At 61.7% G+C, this 15307-nt stretch carries 14 protein-coding genes and 1 pseudogene; 5 read left to right on the top strand and 10 right to left on the bottom strand.

From position 1 onward, the window contains the following. Window positions 1-68 precede the first annotated feature (68 nt). Window positions 69-920 carry a SpoIIE family protein phosphatase gene (locus HB375_RS11285; protein ID WP_167673070.1) on the bottom strand — a complete coding sequence of 284 codons (852 nt, stop codon included), beginning with the start codon at window positions 918-920 and terminating at the stop codon, window positions 69-71. Between the two features lie 131 nt (window positions 921-1051). Between HB375_RS11285 and HB375_RS11280 the strand changes: the two genes are divergently transcribed. Continuing rightward, entirely contained in the window at window positions 1052-1690 is a 639-nt protein-coding gene (locus HB375_RS11280) for a MarC family protein (RefSeq protein ID WP_167673069.1), read from the top strand. Here HB375_RS11280 and HB375_RS11275 read toward each other — a convergent pair. From HB375_RS11275 to HB375_RS11265, 3 genes are all read right to left on the bottom strand, one after another. After that, entirely contained in the window at window positions 1687-2232 is a 546-nt protein-coding gene (locus HB375_RS11275; protein ID WP_205800143.1) for a GNAT family N-acetyltransferase, read from the bottom strand. The two genes, HB375_RS11280 and HB375_RS11275, sit on opposite strands and share 4 nt — an antisense overlap. A gap of 9 nt (window positions 2233-2241) precedes the next feature. Continuing rightward, on the bottom strand, window positions 2242-2559 hold the full coding sequence (locus HB375_RS11270) for a GNAT family N-acetyltransferase (RefSeq protein WP_343232406.1): 318 nt from the start codon (window positions 2557-2559) through the stop codon (window positions 2242-2244). A gap of 146 nt (window positions 2560-2705) precedes the next feature. After that, window positions 2706-3821: a M20 family metallopeptidase gene (locus HB375_RS11265; protein ID WP_167673068.1), complete on the bottom strand. Its 1116-nt coding sequence runs from the start codon at window positions 3819-3821 to the stop codon at window positions 2706-2708. A 165-nt stretch (window positions 3822-3986) separates the two neighbouring features. Here HB375_RS11265 and HB375_RS11260 point away from each other — a divergent pair, with 165 nt between their 5' ends. Continuing rightward, complete coding sequence (locus HB375_RS11260; RefSeq protein WP_167673067.1) at window positions 3987-4664, top strand: hypothetical protein; 678 nt, start codon at window positions 3987-3989, stop codon at window positions 4662-4664. 22 nt (window positions 4665-4686) lie between these two features. Here the strand turns inward: HB375_RS11260 and HB375_RS18420 are convergent, their stop codons facing one another. Then, on the bottom strand, window positions 4687-6708 hold the full coding sequence (locus HB375_RS18420; protein WP_167673066.1) for a PD40 domain-containing protein: 2022 nt from the start codon (window positions 6706-6708) through the stop codon (window positions 4687-4689). 357 nt (window positions 6709-7065) lie between these two features. After that, entirely contained in the window at window positions 7066-7587 is a 522-nt protein-coding gene (locus HB375_RS11250) for a single-stranded DNA-binding protein (protein WP_167673065.1), read from the bottom strand. 316 nt (window positions 7588-7903) lie between these two features. Here HB375_RS11250 and HB375_RS11245 point away from each other — a divergent pair, with 316 nt between their 5' ends. Then, on the top strand, window positions 7904-9382 hold the full coding sequence (locus HB375_RS11245) for a DUF1254 domain-containing protein (protein ID WP_167673064.1): 1479 nt from the start codon (window positions 7904-7906) through the stop codon (window positions 9380-9382). Between the two features lie 6 nt (window positions 9383-9388). Here the strand turns inward: HB375_RS11245 and HB375_RS11240 are convergent, their stop codons facing one another. Together HB375_RS11240 and HB375_RS11235 are read right to left on the bottom strand one after the other, a co-directional pair. Next, a complete protein-coding gene (locus HB375_RS11240; protein ID WP_167673063.1) occupies window positions 9389-9736 on the bottom strand; it encodes a hypothetical protein in 348 nt (115 codons plus the stop codon). 110 nt (window positions 9737-9846) lie between these two features. Then, window positions 9847-11229 carry a calcium-binding protein gene (locus HB375_RS11235; RefSeq protein WP_205800142.1) on the bottom strand — a complete coding sequence of 461 codons (1383 nt, stop codon included), beginning with the start codon at window positions 11227-11229 and terminating at the stop codon, window positions 9847-9849. A gap of 206 nt (window positions 11230-11435) precedes the next feature. On the opposite strand from HB375_RS11235, the gene uvrA reads away from it, so the two are divergent. Next, complete coding sequence (gene uvrA, locus HB375_RS11230) at window positions 11436-14384, top strand: excinuclease ABC subunit UvrA (RefSeq protein ID WP_167673061.1); 2949 nt, start codon at window positions 11436-11438, stop codon at window positions 14382-14384. Window positions 14385-14451: 67 nt separating this feature from the next. Here uvrA and HB375_RS11225 read toward each other — a convergent pair whose 3' ends face one another. Next, window positions 14452-14742: a DUF2798 domain-containing protein gene (locus HB375_RS11225; RefSeq protein WP_343232396.1), complete on the bottom strand. Its 291-nt coding sequence runs from the start codon at window positions 14740-14742 to the stop codon at window positions 14452-14454. After that, window positions 14739-15032: a putative quinol monooxygenase gene (locus tag HB375_RS11220; protein ID WP_167673060.1), complete on the bottom strand. Its 294-nt coding sequence runs from the start codon at window positions 15030-15032 to the stop codon at window positions 14739-14741. Before HB375_RS11220 ends, HB375_RS11225 begins: the two co-directional genes overlap by 4 nt. Here HB375_RS11220 and HB375_RS18585 point away from each other — a divergent pair. Then, window positions 14995-15297: pseudogene (locus tag HB375_RS18585) on the top strand (helix-turn-helix domain-containing protein); the annotation flags it as partial. The gene HB375_RS11220 and the pseudogene HB375_RS18585 overlap by 38 nt on opposite strands. Between the last annotated feature and the right edge of the window lie 10 nt (window positions 15298-15307).

Below are 15307 nucleotides of genomic sequence, written 5' to 3'. Positions count from 1 at the left end.
GTAACTTTGTACGATGTCAAATCCGGCAAGAATATGATCCTTTAGGGACCACTGGCGCGATTTCTGCATTAGGCGGCCCGCAGCAGCAGCGCCGTCGTGTCGTCGCTGACTTTGAAGCGCGGATAAAGCTTTCCAGCCGGATCGACCTCGGTTTCGATTTTCCGCGCGGTTTCGGCGAGGCGCTCCAGGCCGAAGGTCATGGCCGTTTCCACCAATTCCTTGGCGTCCATCTGCTGATACAGATCGACCAGTGCCGAAAAGCCGTCGCTGGTGAGAAGGATGGTCGAGCCTTCCGGGCATGGCACCGTCTGGTGCCGCACGCGGTCGGCGGCGGTCGGGTCGAGACCGAGGAGGGCAAGCCCCCTGCCCTGTTTCTGGCGCTGGCGGCGCTCGGCAAGCCAGGCTTGGAACAGCGGAGCTTCCGTAATGTTTTTCGGCGTTGCGCCGCTCGCATCGAGCAGTTCGCGTGCCTTCGCCATCTCGAACTGACGCAACTCGGGCGCTTCCCCGACAGTCAGCACGGTGCCGTCAGGGTGGTGGACGAAGGCGGTCGTGTCGGCAAAGGTCCACACGTCAAGCTCAGCGCCCCGGCGGCGCACGAGTGTCATGGCTCCTACGGGCCAGGTGACGAAATCATGCCGCTCTTGCGGAGCGACGGCCATGAAGGTGGTGTGGGCCTCCGCCATGACGTGCCGCAGGAGATCGACACCGCTCTCCGCGTTGGGAGCAAGATCGGACAGGCGCTCGCTGACAAAGCCCGCAAGCCACGTCGCATCGCTGCCCTTGCCCATGAGGGCAGACGTGCCAGGAAAGATCGAGGTGTCGATGACCCAGGCCCAATCGCCGGAGGCCCCGCAGGAATCCTCGTTCGGCTTTTCCGGCGAGCCCGGCCAGCTGACGCGATCCAAAACCGTGAACATCGTTTCACTTAGCCTCTCGCCAAATCATTCGGACAAGGCCATAAACCTAGAGCATCCTCCGCAAAAGTGGGTCCGGCTTCGTGCGAGGGAATGCGAACAATAAAGCCTTTGAGCCCGATCAGGTCCAGCCCATGCTCTTCGACTTCATTTCCGCCGCGCTCGTCACGCTCCTCGTGACCCTCGATCCCCCCGCGCTTGCGCCGATCTTCATTTCGCTCACGCGCGGCATGAACGCCGAGGAGCGCAAGCGCGTGGCCTTGCGAGCCTCGATCATCGCCTTCGGCATTCTGGCCTTCTTCGGACTGGGCGGGGAATTGCTGCTGCGGCTCCTCGGCGTCGGCATTCCGGCCTTCCGTATTTCAGGCGGCCTGCTCTTGTTCTGGATCGCGTTCGAGATGGTGTTCGAGCGCCGCAATGAGCGCAAGCAGCACACGGCGGATGTAGCGATTACCGAAGATCACATCCGCAACGTCGCCGCCTTCCCACTTGCGATTCCGCTCATGGCGGGCCCGGGCGCGATCACCGCCGTGATCCTGCTGGCAGGACGCGCGAATGGGAACGTGATCTATCTCAGCTCGCTCCTCATCCTCATCGCGCTCGGCGTCGTCAGCTGTTTCTACGTCTTCCTCGGGGCAGAGCGTGTCTCGCGCCTTCTCGGCGTCACCGGCAACATCGTGCTGAGCCGCCTGCTTGGCGTGATCCTCGCCGGGCTTGCGGTTCAGTTCATCATCAACGGCGTCGACGCGCTGATCAAAGGGGCGCCGGTTTAAGCGCCTCGCGTGAACATGACCGTCGGCTTGTCCTTGTAGGTCGTCGCCAGCAATTGCCGAAAACCGCATTTCTCCGCAACACGAAGCGATGCGGTGTTCTCCGGGCTGATGATGCACGCGGTTCGGATGGCGCCGAAGTGCTTGTCGCCCCACGCGATGGCGGCGCGGACTGCCTCGGTGGCGTAACCCCGCCCATGGACGCGCGGAGAGATCACCCAGCCAAGTTCCGGCACGCCCGCGAGCGAAGGCTCGATGTCGCGCTTGTAGTCGGCAAAGCCGATTTCACCGACGAACCCGCCGCTCGCCTTTTCCTCGACCGCCCAATAGCCGAAGCCTAGAAGCGCCCAATGGCCGACATAGCGGACAAGCCGCCCCCACGACTCTTCCGACATGGACGGCTTTCCGCTGATGAACCGCGTGACCTCTGGATCGGCCCACAGAGCAGCGCAGGCTTCAAAGTCGCCGGCCCGGTGGCCACGAAGCACAAGGCGCTCGGTTTCGAGAACGGGAACTTGCATGACGGGGTGAAGCCGAGCGTTCATGACGGTCCTTCAAACGGGGCTGCGGGTGAGGATGAACATACCGGGCTTCGGCACATCCTCTTCTAGAATGGCCCAACCGCGCGCTTCATAAAAGGCGCGCCGATGAGCGCCGGCGAGGAGGTAAAGACGTTCCGCGCCGGTTGCGAAAGCCATCTCCGCCGCTTTCTCGACGAGCGCCGCGCCAATCCCACGCTGTCTCGCCTCCGGCTCGACCCAGAGCGCGGCGATCCAGGGCGTATATTGCGGACGGCTCTCCTCGTCACAAGCGATCACGGAGACGGTGCCGAGAAAGCGATCCCCTTCATGTGCGACGAGCGCGGTCGGAATCGCATCGGGGCCGAGGCTCTGTCGAACGAGGCCAGTGAGCAGCTCCAGCGGATGCCCATCCTTCTTCCAGAACGCGCGCCAGATCCGATCCGCGACCGTATCGACGAAATCGGGCCGCCAACGCAGATCGCTGATCGCGACCGCACTCAGTTGAGCGTCTCCAGAAGGCGCTTCATCAGTGCCTGCCGGGGCGCGATGGAGGAAATCACGCCGTATTCCTGCAGCGTGTGCGCGCCATCGCCGTCGATGCCGAGGCCGTCGAGGGTGGGCGTGCCGATGGCCGCGGTGAAGTTGCCATCAGAGCCGCCGCCGACGCGCGGCGCGGAGATCAGCTCGAAGCCGATCTCGGCGGCGAGGCCCTTGGCGTGCTCGAAGAGCTTTTCGACGCCTTCCGTGCGCTCATAGGGCGGCCGGTTCATGTCGCCGCTGACGGTGACCTTCATGTCGGGATTGTGCGGCTTCAGCCCGAGGATCGCGGCCTTCAGCGCTTCGCCATCCGCCACTGTCTCGACGCGGATATCGACCGGGAAGCGGCAATGCTGCGGCACCACATTCACCGCCGTGCCGCCGGAAATCATGCCGACCGTCGTGGTGATGCCGCGCGCATAATCGGTCATCGCCTCGATGGCGAGAACATGCCGCGCCGCCTCGTGGATAGCATTGCGCCCATCCTTGTGGCGCGAACCCGCATGAGCCGGGCGGCCTTCCACATGCACGTCGAAGCGGCCCACGCCCTTGCGCGCGGTGACGATGAGGCCGTTGTCGCGAGCGGGCTCCGTAACGAGCGTGTAGGCCGAACGGCGGCCAAGGTCTTCGATCATCGGGCGGGTCAGCGGACTGCCGATTTCCTCGTCCGGCGTCACCAGGAAGACGATAGGCCGCGCCGCCGTGCCCTTGCTCGCGACTTCCTTGAAAGCCTCCAGCGCGAACCATGCGCCGCCCTTCATGTCATAGACGCCCGGACCATAGAGGCGGTCGCCTTCGATGCGGATCGGCAGGTCGGCCCTAGCCGTCCCAATGGGATGCACCGTGTCGAGATGCGACATGACCAGAATGGGCTTTTCGTCCGTCCGCGGTCCCGCACGCAGGATCAGCACGTCGCCGAGACCGTGCAGCTCGCCCGCGATCCGCTCTACTGTGACCGGCGCCCCGGACATCTGGGCCACCACGAGGTCCATCATCATGTTGACTCCGGCAGGAGAGTCGGTGGGGCTTTCGGTCTTGATCCAGGTGAGAAGCGTGTCGAGTGAAGGGACTGACATGATGGGGGTGCAAACCAATCGAAAAGCGGCCTTGCGCCGCCGGAAATCGTCATAGTCCCGTCATTCCATGAAGTCACTAACACTGAGCGCATATCCGGCCTGCTAAGGGAAAAGAATCATTTTCTCCCCGAGGATCCGCACAGGCTCGACCATTCGGGGCATGCCATGCAGCACCAATCGACACTTCCGCTTTTTTCGGTTCTCGCCTTTCTCGGCACCGGGCTTCTGTTCGCAGGGACCTTGCTGCACCCCATGCATGCCGATCCCAACATCGCGGCGGAGGCCTTTGCCGAGTATGCTGCGGACAGGCATTGGGTCGTAAGCCACCTGCTGCAGCTTGCGGGCCTCTGGGCCATGATTGGAGCGCTGGTGCTTCTAGCACGACGGTTGGAAGAAGGACCCGCGAGATCCTGGGCGCGCCTGGGAGCGGCTGTCGCCATCGCCAGCATGGCGACGGCGGCGGCTCTGCAGGCGGTCGACGGCGTTGCCTTGAAAGCGATGGTCGACCGCTGGACAGCCGCCCCGGAACCCGAGAAGACCGCGCTTTTCGCGGCCGCTTTCGGCGTGCGTCAGATCGAGATCGGCCTTGCAAGCATGAACAGCTTGCTTCTGGGTTTTATGGCCGCAATTGTGGGGACCGCCGTTGCGATCGACGGACGTCTTCCCCGATGGACCGGATTGATCGGCATCGCCGGAGGCATCGCGACCACGGCCTCCGGAATTGTCATCGCCTATACCGGATTTTCAGCTCCCGCCATGGCCATCGGCATGCCGGCCAACTTGGCTTTGATGGCATGGCTGATCGCCTTGGCGGTGTTGAGCTGGAAGCGCGCCCTGACTTGAGAGCGGGCACGCGACAAGCATACTAGATCACGAGAAAATCGGCATAGGTCATCTTGAGGCCCTTCGACAGAACCGCAACCTCGACCGCCTTACCGCTGCCCGACCCGTCGGCGTCGTAGTAAAGAACACCGGTCTTGTTGTTGTAGATCAGGTAGTCGTTCTTGTCCTTGGCGTGATCGCCGATGACGAAAAAGCCCTTGTTCAGCTTGCCCGGCTTGGCGAGCGACCCGCTGCCAAGTTTCCCGAACGCCGCATTATCGAGCCAGATCGTGTCGTCCTTCACGATGAAGTCGGCGATCCGGTCGAAGTTCTTCGTCTTGTGCGACTTGGTGTCGAAGACGAAGACATCCTTGCCTGCGCCGCCCTTGAGCGTGTCGTTGCCGAGGCCGCCATAGAGCGTGTCGTTGCCGACCCCGCTCGAAAGGACGTCGTTGCCAGCTCCACCGACGAGCACGTTGTTGAAGCTGTCGCCGTAGAGCTTGTCCACCGCTGCGCTACCCGTCACGGTATCTGCCTTGGCGGTGTTGCGGCTCATGGTGCCGGCGGCAAGATCGACGAGATAGGGAACGACCCAGGTCTGGCGGCCCTCCTTCACCGTCGCAAGCGCCGCTTTGACGCCGGTCGTGGTATAGGCATGGCTGAAGCTGGCGCTGCCGCCGGTCGGCATCAGGGTGTCGACGGTGCCGTCTCCCCAATCGAGGCTGACGGAGGAGGCCAGGCCGACGCCGAGCTTGGCCTCGACATAGCGCCCCGCGCGGATGGCATCGGCCTGCCACATCAGCGCCATGTCGACGAAGAAGATGTCGCCGTCATTGTTCGTATCCCCGACGACGAGATTGCTCGCATCGCTAGCGAAGATGACGTGCCTCCCATCGGGCGAGAACGCGAAGCCGTCGGAGCCACTATCATCGTCACCATCACCGGTCGACGCCGATACGCGCGCAATCTTGCCAGTCAGCATATCCTTGACGAAGACGTCTTGCTTGCCGTTGCCATCCCCGGACACGAGATCGCCCGCATCGCTGGCGAAGGCGATGTACCGCCCATCGGCACTGATCTTCGAATAATCACACTGGCCCGTGGATTGAGCGTTGTCCGAAGCCGTTGAAACCCGGACCACCTCCCCCGTCCGAAGATCCTTCCGAAACACATCGGCCATGCCGTTGGTATCGCCATCGACAAGATTGCTGGCCGAACTGGTGAACACGACGTATTGCCCGTTGGCGCTGAGATTTCCATAGTGACTGTCGCCATTCGCCTCCTGGCCGTCGCCCCCTGTCGAGACGCGAGTAACCTCTCTGGTTTTCAGATCCTTGAGGAAGATATCGAATTGTCCGTTTTTGTCGTTGTCAATGAGATTGCTGGCCGAGCTGTCGAACAGGGCATAGCGACCATCGGCGGTGAGCTGGGCGCGCACACTGGTACCGTTGCCCTGTGCGCCCGTGGCATCCGTCGAGACACGGCTGATCGTGCCGGTCTCGAGATCCTTGACAAAGACGTCCCAGACTCCGTTTGTGTCCCCTTCGACAAGATTCGTTGCCTCGCCATCGAAGAGGACATAACGCCCGTCATTGCTGATCTGGCCGCGATAGCTGGATCCATTGCCCTCCAGGCCGTCAACGGTCGAGGCCAAGGTGATCGCGCCAGTCGTCAAGTTTTTCACGTAAATCTGGTTGTGGAGGCCGGCAGTGCCGCCTTCCGTCAAATCCTTAGCGACGCTGCTGAAGACGAGATAGTTCCCGTTGGCGCTCACGCTGCTATAGCCGCTGGAGCCATGAGGCTCTCCTCCGCTCGCCGTGCTCACAAAGCGGGTAATGGCGCCGGTCAGCAGATCCTTACGAAAAATATCCCCGTATCCAAGCTCGTCATTGCCGACCAGATTTCCGGCATCACTGGTGAAGAAGACGTAACGGCCGTCAGGGCTGAAAGTCGGCTGCCCACTAATGGAATTGCCCTGCACTCCTGCGGCATCGGCCGAGATGAGCTTGATGAGAGACGAGGCGGTCGGCCGAGAAAAATTCTGCAGGGTCAGGGTCAACGTCATGGTGCGGCATCCGGATTTTAAGTATATAACGTAGCGTAAACGTTATATAGTTCAAAATCATTTTGACAAGACCTCCTCTGCCTTACTCGATGGCTGGAGGGGCATTCTCACCGGCTTTCGCTTTCCGGAACGACCAACCGAGATTCATGCCTGCTACCGCGACAAGAAATGGCGGCAGCTCCAATCAATTGGGCGAGATGCAGGCTGTGGCCGAAGGCCGAGGTATCCACGACGACGGATAGACGAAATAGAGCGATCCCGTCAGGTGCGTCAGCAGCTTTTGGACGCCGTGTCGGCGGCGTCCATGCCAGCAATCGTCATGTGCCCGCGCCCCGACGGGAGGCAGAAACGGGTGGACTAGAACGGGATGTCGTCGTCGAGGTCGCTGTAGCGCGAGCCGCCTCCGCCGCCGCTGCTGCTGCTGGCGGGAGCCGGGCGGCGCTCCATGGGTGACGAACGGCCGAAGTCGCCGCCGCGGCTGATCTGGCCGCCGCCCTCTTCGTCACCGTATTCGCCCGCGCCGCCACCACGGCTGTCGAGAATCGTCAGCTCGCCGCGGAAACGCTGCAGCACGATCTCGGTCGTGTACTTCTCCTGGCCGGACTGGTCCTGCCATTTGCGGGTCTGGAGCTGGCCCTCGATGTAAACCTTCGAGCCCTTCTTGAGATACTGCTCGGCCACGCGGGCGAGGTTCTCGTTGAAGATCACGACCGAGTGCCACTCGGTCTTTTCCTTGCGCTCGCCGGTCGCCTTGTCCTTCCAGGTCTCGGAGGTCGCGATGCGCAGGTTCACCACCGGCTCGCCCGAATTGAGGCGACGCACCTCCGGGTCGCGACCCAGATTGCCCACCAGGATGACTTTGTTCACGCTGCCCGCCATCGAGCCTCTCCATACGTTCAGATTCAAGGCCGTGTTTTTGAAGCCCCGGAGCCTCAGGGACAAGCCGGCGATCAATCCATCACAGGCCTGTCCCCAATAAAAGGGACTTTTCAAATGTTCTATCTTTGTTCCGACCAATCCGCAAGGCCGGGCGACGAAGAGGCGTTCCGCCCGGCCTTAAATCCTCGGCCAGGACTTTGCGCCCATAGCGGGAAGCTCCGCCGTCATGAGTACTCCTCCCGCCCCGCTATCGCCGCGGCAACGACGCGGGTCTGATGCGTTAACCCAGGGGTCCATCGCCACAGGGAAGATCATCATGTCGTCGCGCTTTTGCCTTGCCCGCTCCCTCCACGCCTCCTCTATCGCCGCGGCGCTCGCGCTTACCACCCTCACCCCGGCGCTAGCCGACGACCCGATCTCGGTGACGGAGGCGCAGGCCATCGGCGTCGAGGCCTATCTTTACCTCTACCCGCTGGTGACGATGGACCTGACGCGCAAGCAGCTCACGAACGTGGAGCCCGGCAAGGGCGACGCCCTTGGCGGACCGATGAACGCCTTCACAAACGTGCCGACCTTTCCGCCCGCCGATTTCAGAGCGGTGGTGCGGCCGAACTTCGACACGCTGTACTCGGCCGCGTGGCTCGACTTGACGAAGGAGCCGATGGTCGTCTCCGCGCCCGACACCAACGGACGCTATTACCTTTTGCCGATGCTCGACATGTGGACGGATGTGTTCGCTTCGCCGGGCTGGCGCACCACCGGCACACAGGCCGGCAACTTCCTCGTCACGCCGCCCGGCTGGCGGCCGGATCTGCGCGAGCGCCTCGTCGATGAGTTCAAGCTGCCGAAGGAGACGCAGCGCATCGATGCGCCGACGCCCTACATCTGGATCATCGGCCGTACCAAGACGGACGGACCGGCGGACTACGATGCGGTCCATAAGATCCAGGCCGGCTACAAGATCACGCCGCTGTCCGAATGGGGCAAGACGCCCAAAGCTCCGGAGGTGAAGATAGACCCCAGCATCGACATGAAAACACCGCCGAAGGTGCAGGTCGACACCATGCCGGGGGAAAAATTTTTCGCCTATGCGGCGGAACTGATGAAGCTGCACCCGCCGCACATCACCGACCAGCCGATCATCGCGCGGATGAAGCGGATCGGCCTGGAGCCGGGCAAGCGTTTCGATGCAACGAAGCTGGAGCCGACGGTGATCAAGGCGCTCGACGGCGCCCCGGCAGCGGCGCAGCAACTCATGGCCTGGAAGGTCTCGACTCTCGCCGGCGTCGTCGATCATTGGTCGATGAACACGAACACCATGGGAGTTTACGGCAATTACTATCTCAAGCGCGCCATTGTCGCCCAGTTGGGCCTTGGAGCCAATGTGCCCGAGGACGCGATCTATCCGCTGAACCTCGGCGACGAGGCCGGGCAACCCCTCGACGGCGCGAACAAGTACACGCTGCATTTCGACAAGGGCCTGACGCCGCCCGCCGATGCGTTCTGGTCCATCACGCTCTACGACAGCGAGGGATTTCAGGTCGCCAACAGCCTGAACCGCTTCGCTCTCAGCAGCTGGATGCCGCTGAAACCCAACGGCGACGGTTCGCTGACGCTGTATGTCCAGAACGTCAGCCCCGGCGCGGACAAGGACGCCAACTGGCTGCCCACTCCAAAAGGCCCCTTCAACCTGACCATGCGGCTTTATGCGCCGCGAAGCGAGGCCCTGACGGGCAAATGGAATCCGCCTCCGGTGATGAAGGTGCAGGCGCTGCCGAGCGTGACCGCGCAGTAGCGCTGCCTAGCGGAACAGTGCGTTGATTTTGTCGAGGGCCTCGTGACATCCGGCGGCGTTGTTGGCCTTGTCGGCCTTGCGTGCCTCCGAGAGCAAACTCAACGCGGCCTCGACATGCCTACCCTCACCAAGCTTCTGCTCCGCCTGCGCAATCGACCCCGGCGTCGGTTGATGGTGCAGAAGTGCTCCAGTGCTCTCGGGCGCGGTCCGTCCGAGGCGGGCATCGGCCTCGATCCGCGCATCCACCCGTGCTTGCGCGGCATCGATGGCCTGCGTGCAGGGGCCGGCGAAGCTTGGAAGCGAGGAAAGAAGAAGCGCTGCCGCGCTGGCGATCCAAATCCGATGATCATGCATGACGTTGTCTCCCGAAAAGCGGGCTCTTTCAGATCGATAACGCGTCAGGCTCCGACGGGGGATGCGGCGGGTGTGTCGACCTCGCCGCATCCAATCATCGCAGGCATAGATCAGATGATAAGAAAGTCCGCCGCGGTCAATTTAAGTCCTTTCTTAAAGACCGCGATCTCAATGGCAGCCTTTTTGCCGGAGCCGTCGGCGTCGTAGGACAGCGCCTCTGTCTTGGTGTTGTAGATCAGGTAGTCATTGGCATCCTTCGCCTTGTCGAGCGCAAAGAATGCCGCGTTCAGCTTGCCCGGCTTGGCCTCCGTCCCCTTGCCGAGTTTGGTGAAGATCTTGTTGTCAAGCCAGATGGTGTCATCCTTGACATTGAAGTCCGTCACCTTGTCGAGGTTGGTTTTCTTGCTCAGCTTCGTGTCGAAGACGAACACATCTCGCCCTAAACCGCCGGCCAGCGTATCGTTCCCGGTGCCGCCCCACAGCTTGTCGTTGCCGCCTGCTCCCGACATGCTGTCGTTTCCGCCATTGCCGGAGAGCTTGTTGCTGCCCGCGTTGCCGCTGATCGTGTTGGCAAACGCATTGCCAACAATGCTGATCGACGCGGATCCCGAGGCCTTGAGAATCTCGATCTCGTCTTCCGAGACATAGCTGGCACTAGTGATGACGGTGTCTACGCCACCATAGTCCGTAATGGCATCATGGGAATCGTCGACGTAATAGACATCGTTGCCAGCACCACTCACCATCAGATCAGGCCCAGCGCCGCCGTCCAGGGTGTTCGATCCCGAAGTCGCATAGATGAGGTTTTGCAACGCGTTACCGTTCAGCGAAAGGCTGGATGCGCCGTCGATGGCGCGGAGCACCTCGATATTGGCGCTCAACGTGTAACTGACCGACGTATAGACGGTGTCGCTGGTGCCACCGCCCACCTCTTCAATGACGACATCACGGATGTCGTCCACATAGTAGAAGTCCGTTCCCGCGCCGCCTTCGAGCGTATCGGCGCCCGCCTTGCCATCGAGCGTATTCATGCCGTCGTTGCCGACAATGAGATTGTTCAGGCTGTTACCGGTGAGTTTGAACCCTGTCTCCCCGCTTTTCGCCCGCAAAATTTCGACATGATCCGGCAACGTGTAGTTCGTATTGGCGACGACCGTATCGATACCCTCACTGTCGAGTTCGACAATCTCTTCGTCGAAATAGAGATAATATGTATCGTCGCCGTCACCGCCCTTCAGGAGATCGTGACCGCTGCCAGCATGTAGAGTGTCGTTGCCGCTCCCGCCGTCGAGCGTGTTGTCTCCGAAGCCGCCGTTGATGGAATCGTTTCCATCGCCCCCCTCGATCCAGTTATTGGCGTCATTTCCAGGGATGACGTTGTCGCGCCCATCGCCGATGACATGCGCATCGCCCACATTCTCTGGCACGATGAACGGGTCAAGATCAGTCGCCTCGATGACGTAGGTGTTGGAGAGCGGATCGTACTGAGCCACCGGGATGTTCCATTCTATTTCGTGAAATAAAATAACATTTTTAATCAAGAACCTCGCCTCGTCAATCGCCCGTTGCCTGACGTACCCTTTTTGTTCTAACATCCTCCGCGACTCATCGGGCATCCTGGTTGTGCGGAAGGCGTTGGCGTCTCATATGCGATACGCCGTCCTGCGGCTCGGACTCCATCACAGGCTTGAATTCGGCAATGGCTAAAATCGACGATCTGTTCAACCGCGCCAAGGCGGGCGACCGGGATGCGCGGGTGATCTCCGTTCGCGGCGCGCGGGAGCACAACCTCAAGAACGTCGACCTGATGGTGCCGCGCGACCATTTTGTGGTGTTCACCGGGCTGTCGGGCTCAGGAAAATCGTCGCTCGCCTTCGACACGATCTATGCCGAGGGCCAGCGCCGCTATGTGGAGTCGCTCTCGGCCTATGCCCGGCAGTTCCTGGAGATGATGCAGAAGCCGGATGTCGACCAGATCGACGGCCTCTCGCCCGCCATCTCCATCGAGCAGAAGACGACCTCGCGCAACCCGCGCTCGACGGTCGGCACCGTCACCGAGATTTATGACTACATGCGCCTGCTCTGGGCGCGCGTGGGCATTCCCTATTCGCCCGCCACCGGCCTCCCAATCGAAAGCCAGACGGTCAGCCAGATGGTGGACCGGGTGCTGGATCTGCCGGAGAAGACGCGGCTCTTTCTGCTCGCGCCCGTGGTGCGCGGCCGCAAGGGCGAGTATCGCAAGGAAATCGCCGAGTTTCAGAAGAAGGGCTTTCAACGCCTGAAGATCGACGGCGAATATTATGCAATCGACGAGGCCCCTGCCCTCGACAAGAAGTTCAAGCACGACATCGACGTGGTGGTGGACCGCATTGTGGTGCGCGCCGACATCGCCGCGCGCCTGTCGGAATCTTTTGAGACTGCGCTCGACCTCGCCGACGGCATCGCCGTGATCGAATATGCCGACGAGAAGGATGAAAAGGGTCAGCCGAAACGTATCGTCTTCTCGTCCAAGTTCGCCTGCCCCGTCTCCGGCTTCACGATCCCGGAAATCGAGCCGCGCCTGTTCTCGTTCAACAATCCCTTCGGCGCCTGCCCCACCTGCGGCGGCATCGGGCATGAAATGCGCATCGACCCCGCGATGGTCGTGCCGGATGACAGCATCCCCCTGAAGCGCGGCGCCATCGCGCCGTGGGCGAAATCCACCTCGCCCTATTACGGCCAGACGCTGGAAGCCATCACCAAGCACTACAAGTCTTCGATGACGAAGCCGTGGGCCGAGCTGTCGGAGAAGGTGCGCGACGTCATTCTCTACGGCTCGGGCGATGACGCCATCCGCATGGCCTATGACGACGGGCTTCGCGCCTATGAGGTCAAAAAACCGTTCGAGGGTGTGATCCCGAACCTGGAACGCCGCTACAAGGAAACTGACAGCGATTGGGCGCGCGACGAGATCAGCCGCTTCATGAGCGAAACGCCGTGCAAAGCCTGCGGCGGCAAGAGACTGAAGCCTGAGGCCCTGGCGGTGAAGATCGCAGGCTCCGACATCGGCGATGCCACCGCTCTCTCGGTACGCGACGCGCATGCATGGTTCGGCGGCCTGACCGGCCAATTGACCAAGAAACAGAACGAAATCGCGGGCCGCATTCTCAAGGAAATCCGCGAACGCTTGACCTTCCTGGTCGATGTGGGGCTGGAATATCTCACGCTCGCGCGCGCCTCCGGCACGCTTTCGGGCGGCGAGAGCCAGCGCATTCGCCTCGCCAGCCAAATCGGCTCCGGCCTGACGGGCGTTCTCTACGTGCTCGACGAGCCCTCCATCGGCCTGCATCAGCGCGACAACGAGCGCCTGCTCGTCACGCTCAAGCGCCTGCGCGACCTCGGCAACACGGTGATCGTGGTCGAGCACGACGAGGACGCGATTTTGCAAGCGGACTACGTGTTCGACATCGGCCCGGGCGCGGGCATCCATGGCGGCAAGATCGTCGCCGAGGGCACGCCGAAGCAGATCATGGCGAACCCGAAGTCGCTCACCGGCAAGTATCTGACCGGCGAGATGTCCGTGAAGGTGCCGGAAAAGCGCAGAAAGCCCTCCAAGAGCCGCATGTTGAAGGTCGTCGGCGCGCGGGGCAACAACCTGAAGAACGTGACGGCGGAGATTCCTCTCGGGACCTTCACCTGCATCACCGGCGTCTCCGGCGGCGGCAAGTCGACGCTCGTCATCGACACGCTCTACAAGGCCGTGGCAAAAAAGCTCAACGGTGCGCTGGAGCATCCCTCCCCCTTCGACCGCATCGAGGGTCTTGAGCATCTGGACAAGGTCATCGACATCGACCAGTCCCCCATCGGCCGCACGCCGCGTTCGAACCCCGCGACCTATATCGGCGCGTTCACCCCGATCCGCGAATGGTTCGCCGGGCTGCCCGAAGCGAAGGCGCGCGGCTATCAGGCGGGGCGCTTCTCCTTCAACGTGAAGGGCGGTCGCTGCGAGGCGTGCTCCGGCGACGGCGTCATCAAAATCGAGATGCATTTTTTGCCCGACGTTTATGTCACCTGCGACGTCTGCAAGGGCAAGCGCTACGACCGCGAGACGCTGGAGGTGAAATACCGCGAAAAATCCATCGCCGATGTGCTCGACATGACGGTGGAGGAAGCGCGCGATCTCTTCAAGGCCGTGCCGTCGATCCGCGAAAAGATGCAGACGCTCGCCCGCGTCGGCCTCGACTACGTCCATGTGGGCCAACAGGCGACGACGCTCTCAGGCGGTGAGGCGCAACGCGTCAAGCTCTCGAAGGAGCTCTCCAAGCGCGCCACCGGCCGCACCCTCTACATCCTCGACGAGCCCACCACGGGCCTGCACTTCCACGATGTGGCAAAGCTTCTGGAGGTGCTGCACGAACTCGTCGACCAGGGCAATTCGGTCGTGGTGATCGAGCACAACCTGGAGGTCATCAAGACCGCCGACTGGATCATCGACATGGGCCCGGAAGGCGGCGACGGCGGCGGCCAGATCGTCGCCCAAGGCACCCCTGAAGATGTGTGCAAGGTCGAAGCGAGCCATACGGGGCGGTTCTTGCGCGAGGTTCTCGCGCGCAGGCCGTTGAAGAAGGCCGGGGCCAAAGGGAAAGTGGCTAAGCAGGCAGCAGAGTGAGTTGCCATCTTTCGCTAGCGAAAGATGGTCTCACCGCAGCAATCGACTCCGCGAGAGAGCTCGCTCTTCATCGCCCCTTGGCCGGGAGCTCAACAAGCGCCGCAACGATTCTTCTTACAAGGGGCATGACGACAAGCGCTGTCGGAAACGCGATGGCGTAGGAAATGCCCCACGCTTGAAGAATCTTCAATAAGATGCCGGGCTCGAATCCGGCCACCTTGAGTGTCGCGATTGTTGAAACGACACCGGACATCAGCAATGTCAGGATCAGAGGAAACACCACGAATTGCGCCTTGGCGGGGAGCTTTTTGAAGCGCAGAGGCGGCGAGCAGCGCATCACGAATGCTCGCCGGATCACGACATCCACCCGCGCTCAATGGGTCTGATAGCGGCAACCAGTTCTCGTGCGAAGAAAGCCTGGGTGTGTGGCAGGTTCATGTGATGTTCGAGAGCGTTCAAGTTGGCGAAGTCCTCGATCAGCAGGAACGAGCTTTCATCGCCAAGTGCTTGGAAAAATACAAACTCTCGGCAGCCGGGCTCCGTCTGAGTCGCCCGCTGCAGTTCGACGAGAGCCGCACGCGCCAAGTCGGCGAGGCCCGGTTTGGCTTCGATGCGAACGATCTTGCGGACATTTGATGAATTGGACATTCGGTCCTCCATTGATAGGCGGCCACCTTGCAATCGGCTGCGTCTGTGCGAAATTCCCAAACTTCTCCCATTGGATGTGAAAGAATCGGGGATGTTCGATTGGGACGATCTTCGGCACTTCGCGGCTCTCGCTTACGAAGGGTCCTTGTCAGCAGCCGCGCGTCGGCTCCGGGTCGAACACGCAACTGTCTCCCGAAGAGTTGCGGCACTCGAAGCGGCTGTCGGTGTCAAACTGGTCGACCGACGATCAGGGCGTTATGTCCTAACCCCTGATG

Origin of the sequence: Microvirga terricola (assembly GCF_011777495.1) — a bacterium.
GTDB classification, from domain to species: Bacteria; Pseudomonadota; Alphaproteobacteria; order Rhizobiales; family Beijerinckiaceae; genus Microvirga; species Microvirga terricola.
The sequence above is the reverse complement of the archived record's forward strand: the minus strand, read 5'-3'. Positions and strand labels throughout refer to the sequence as shown.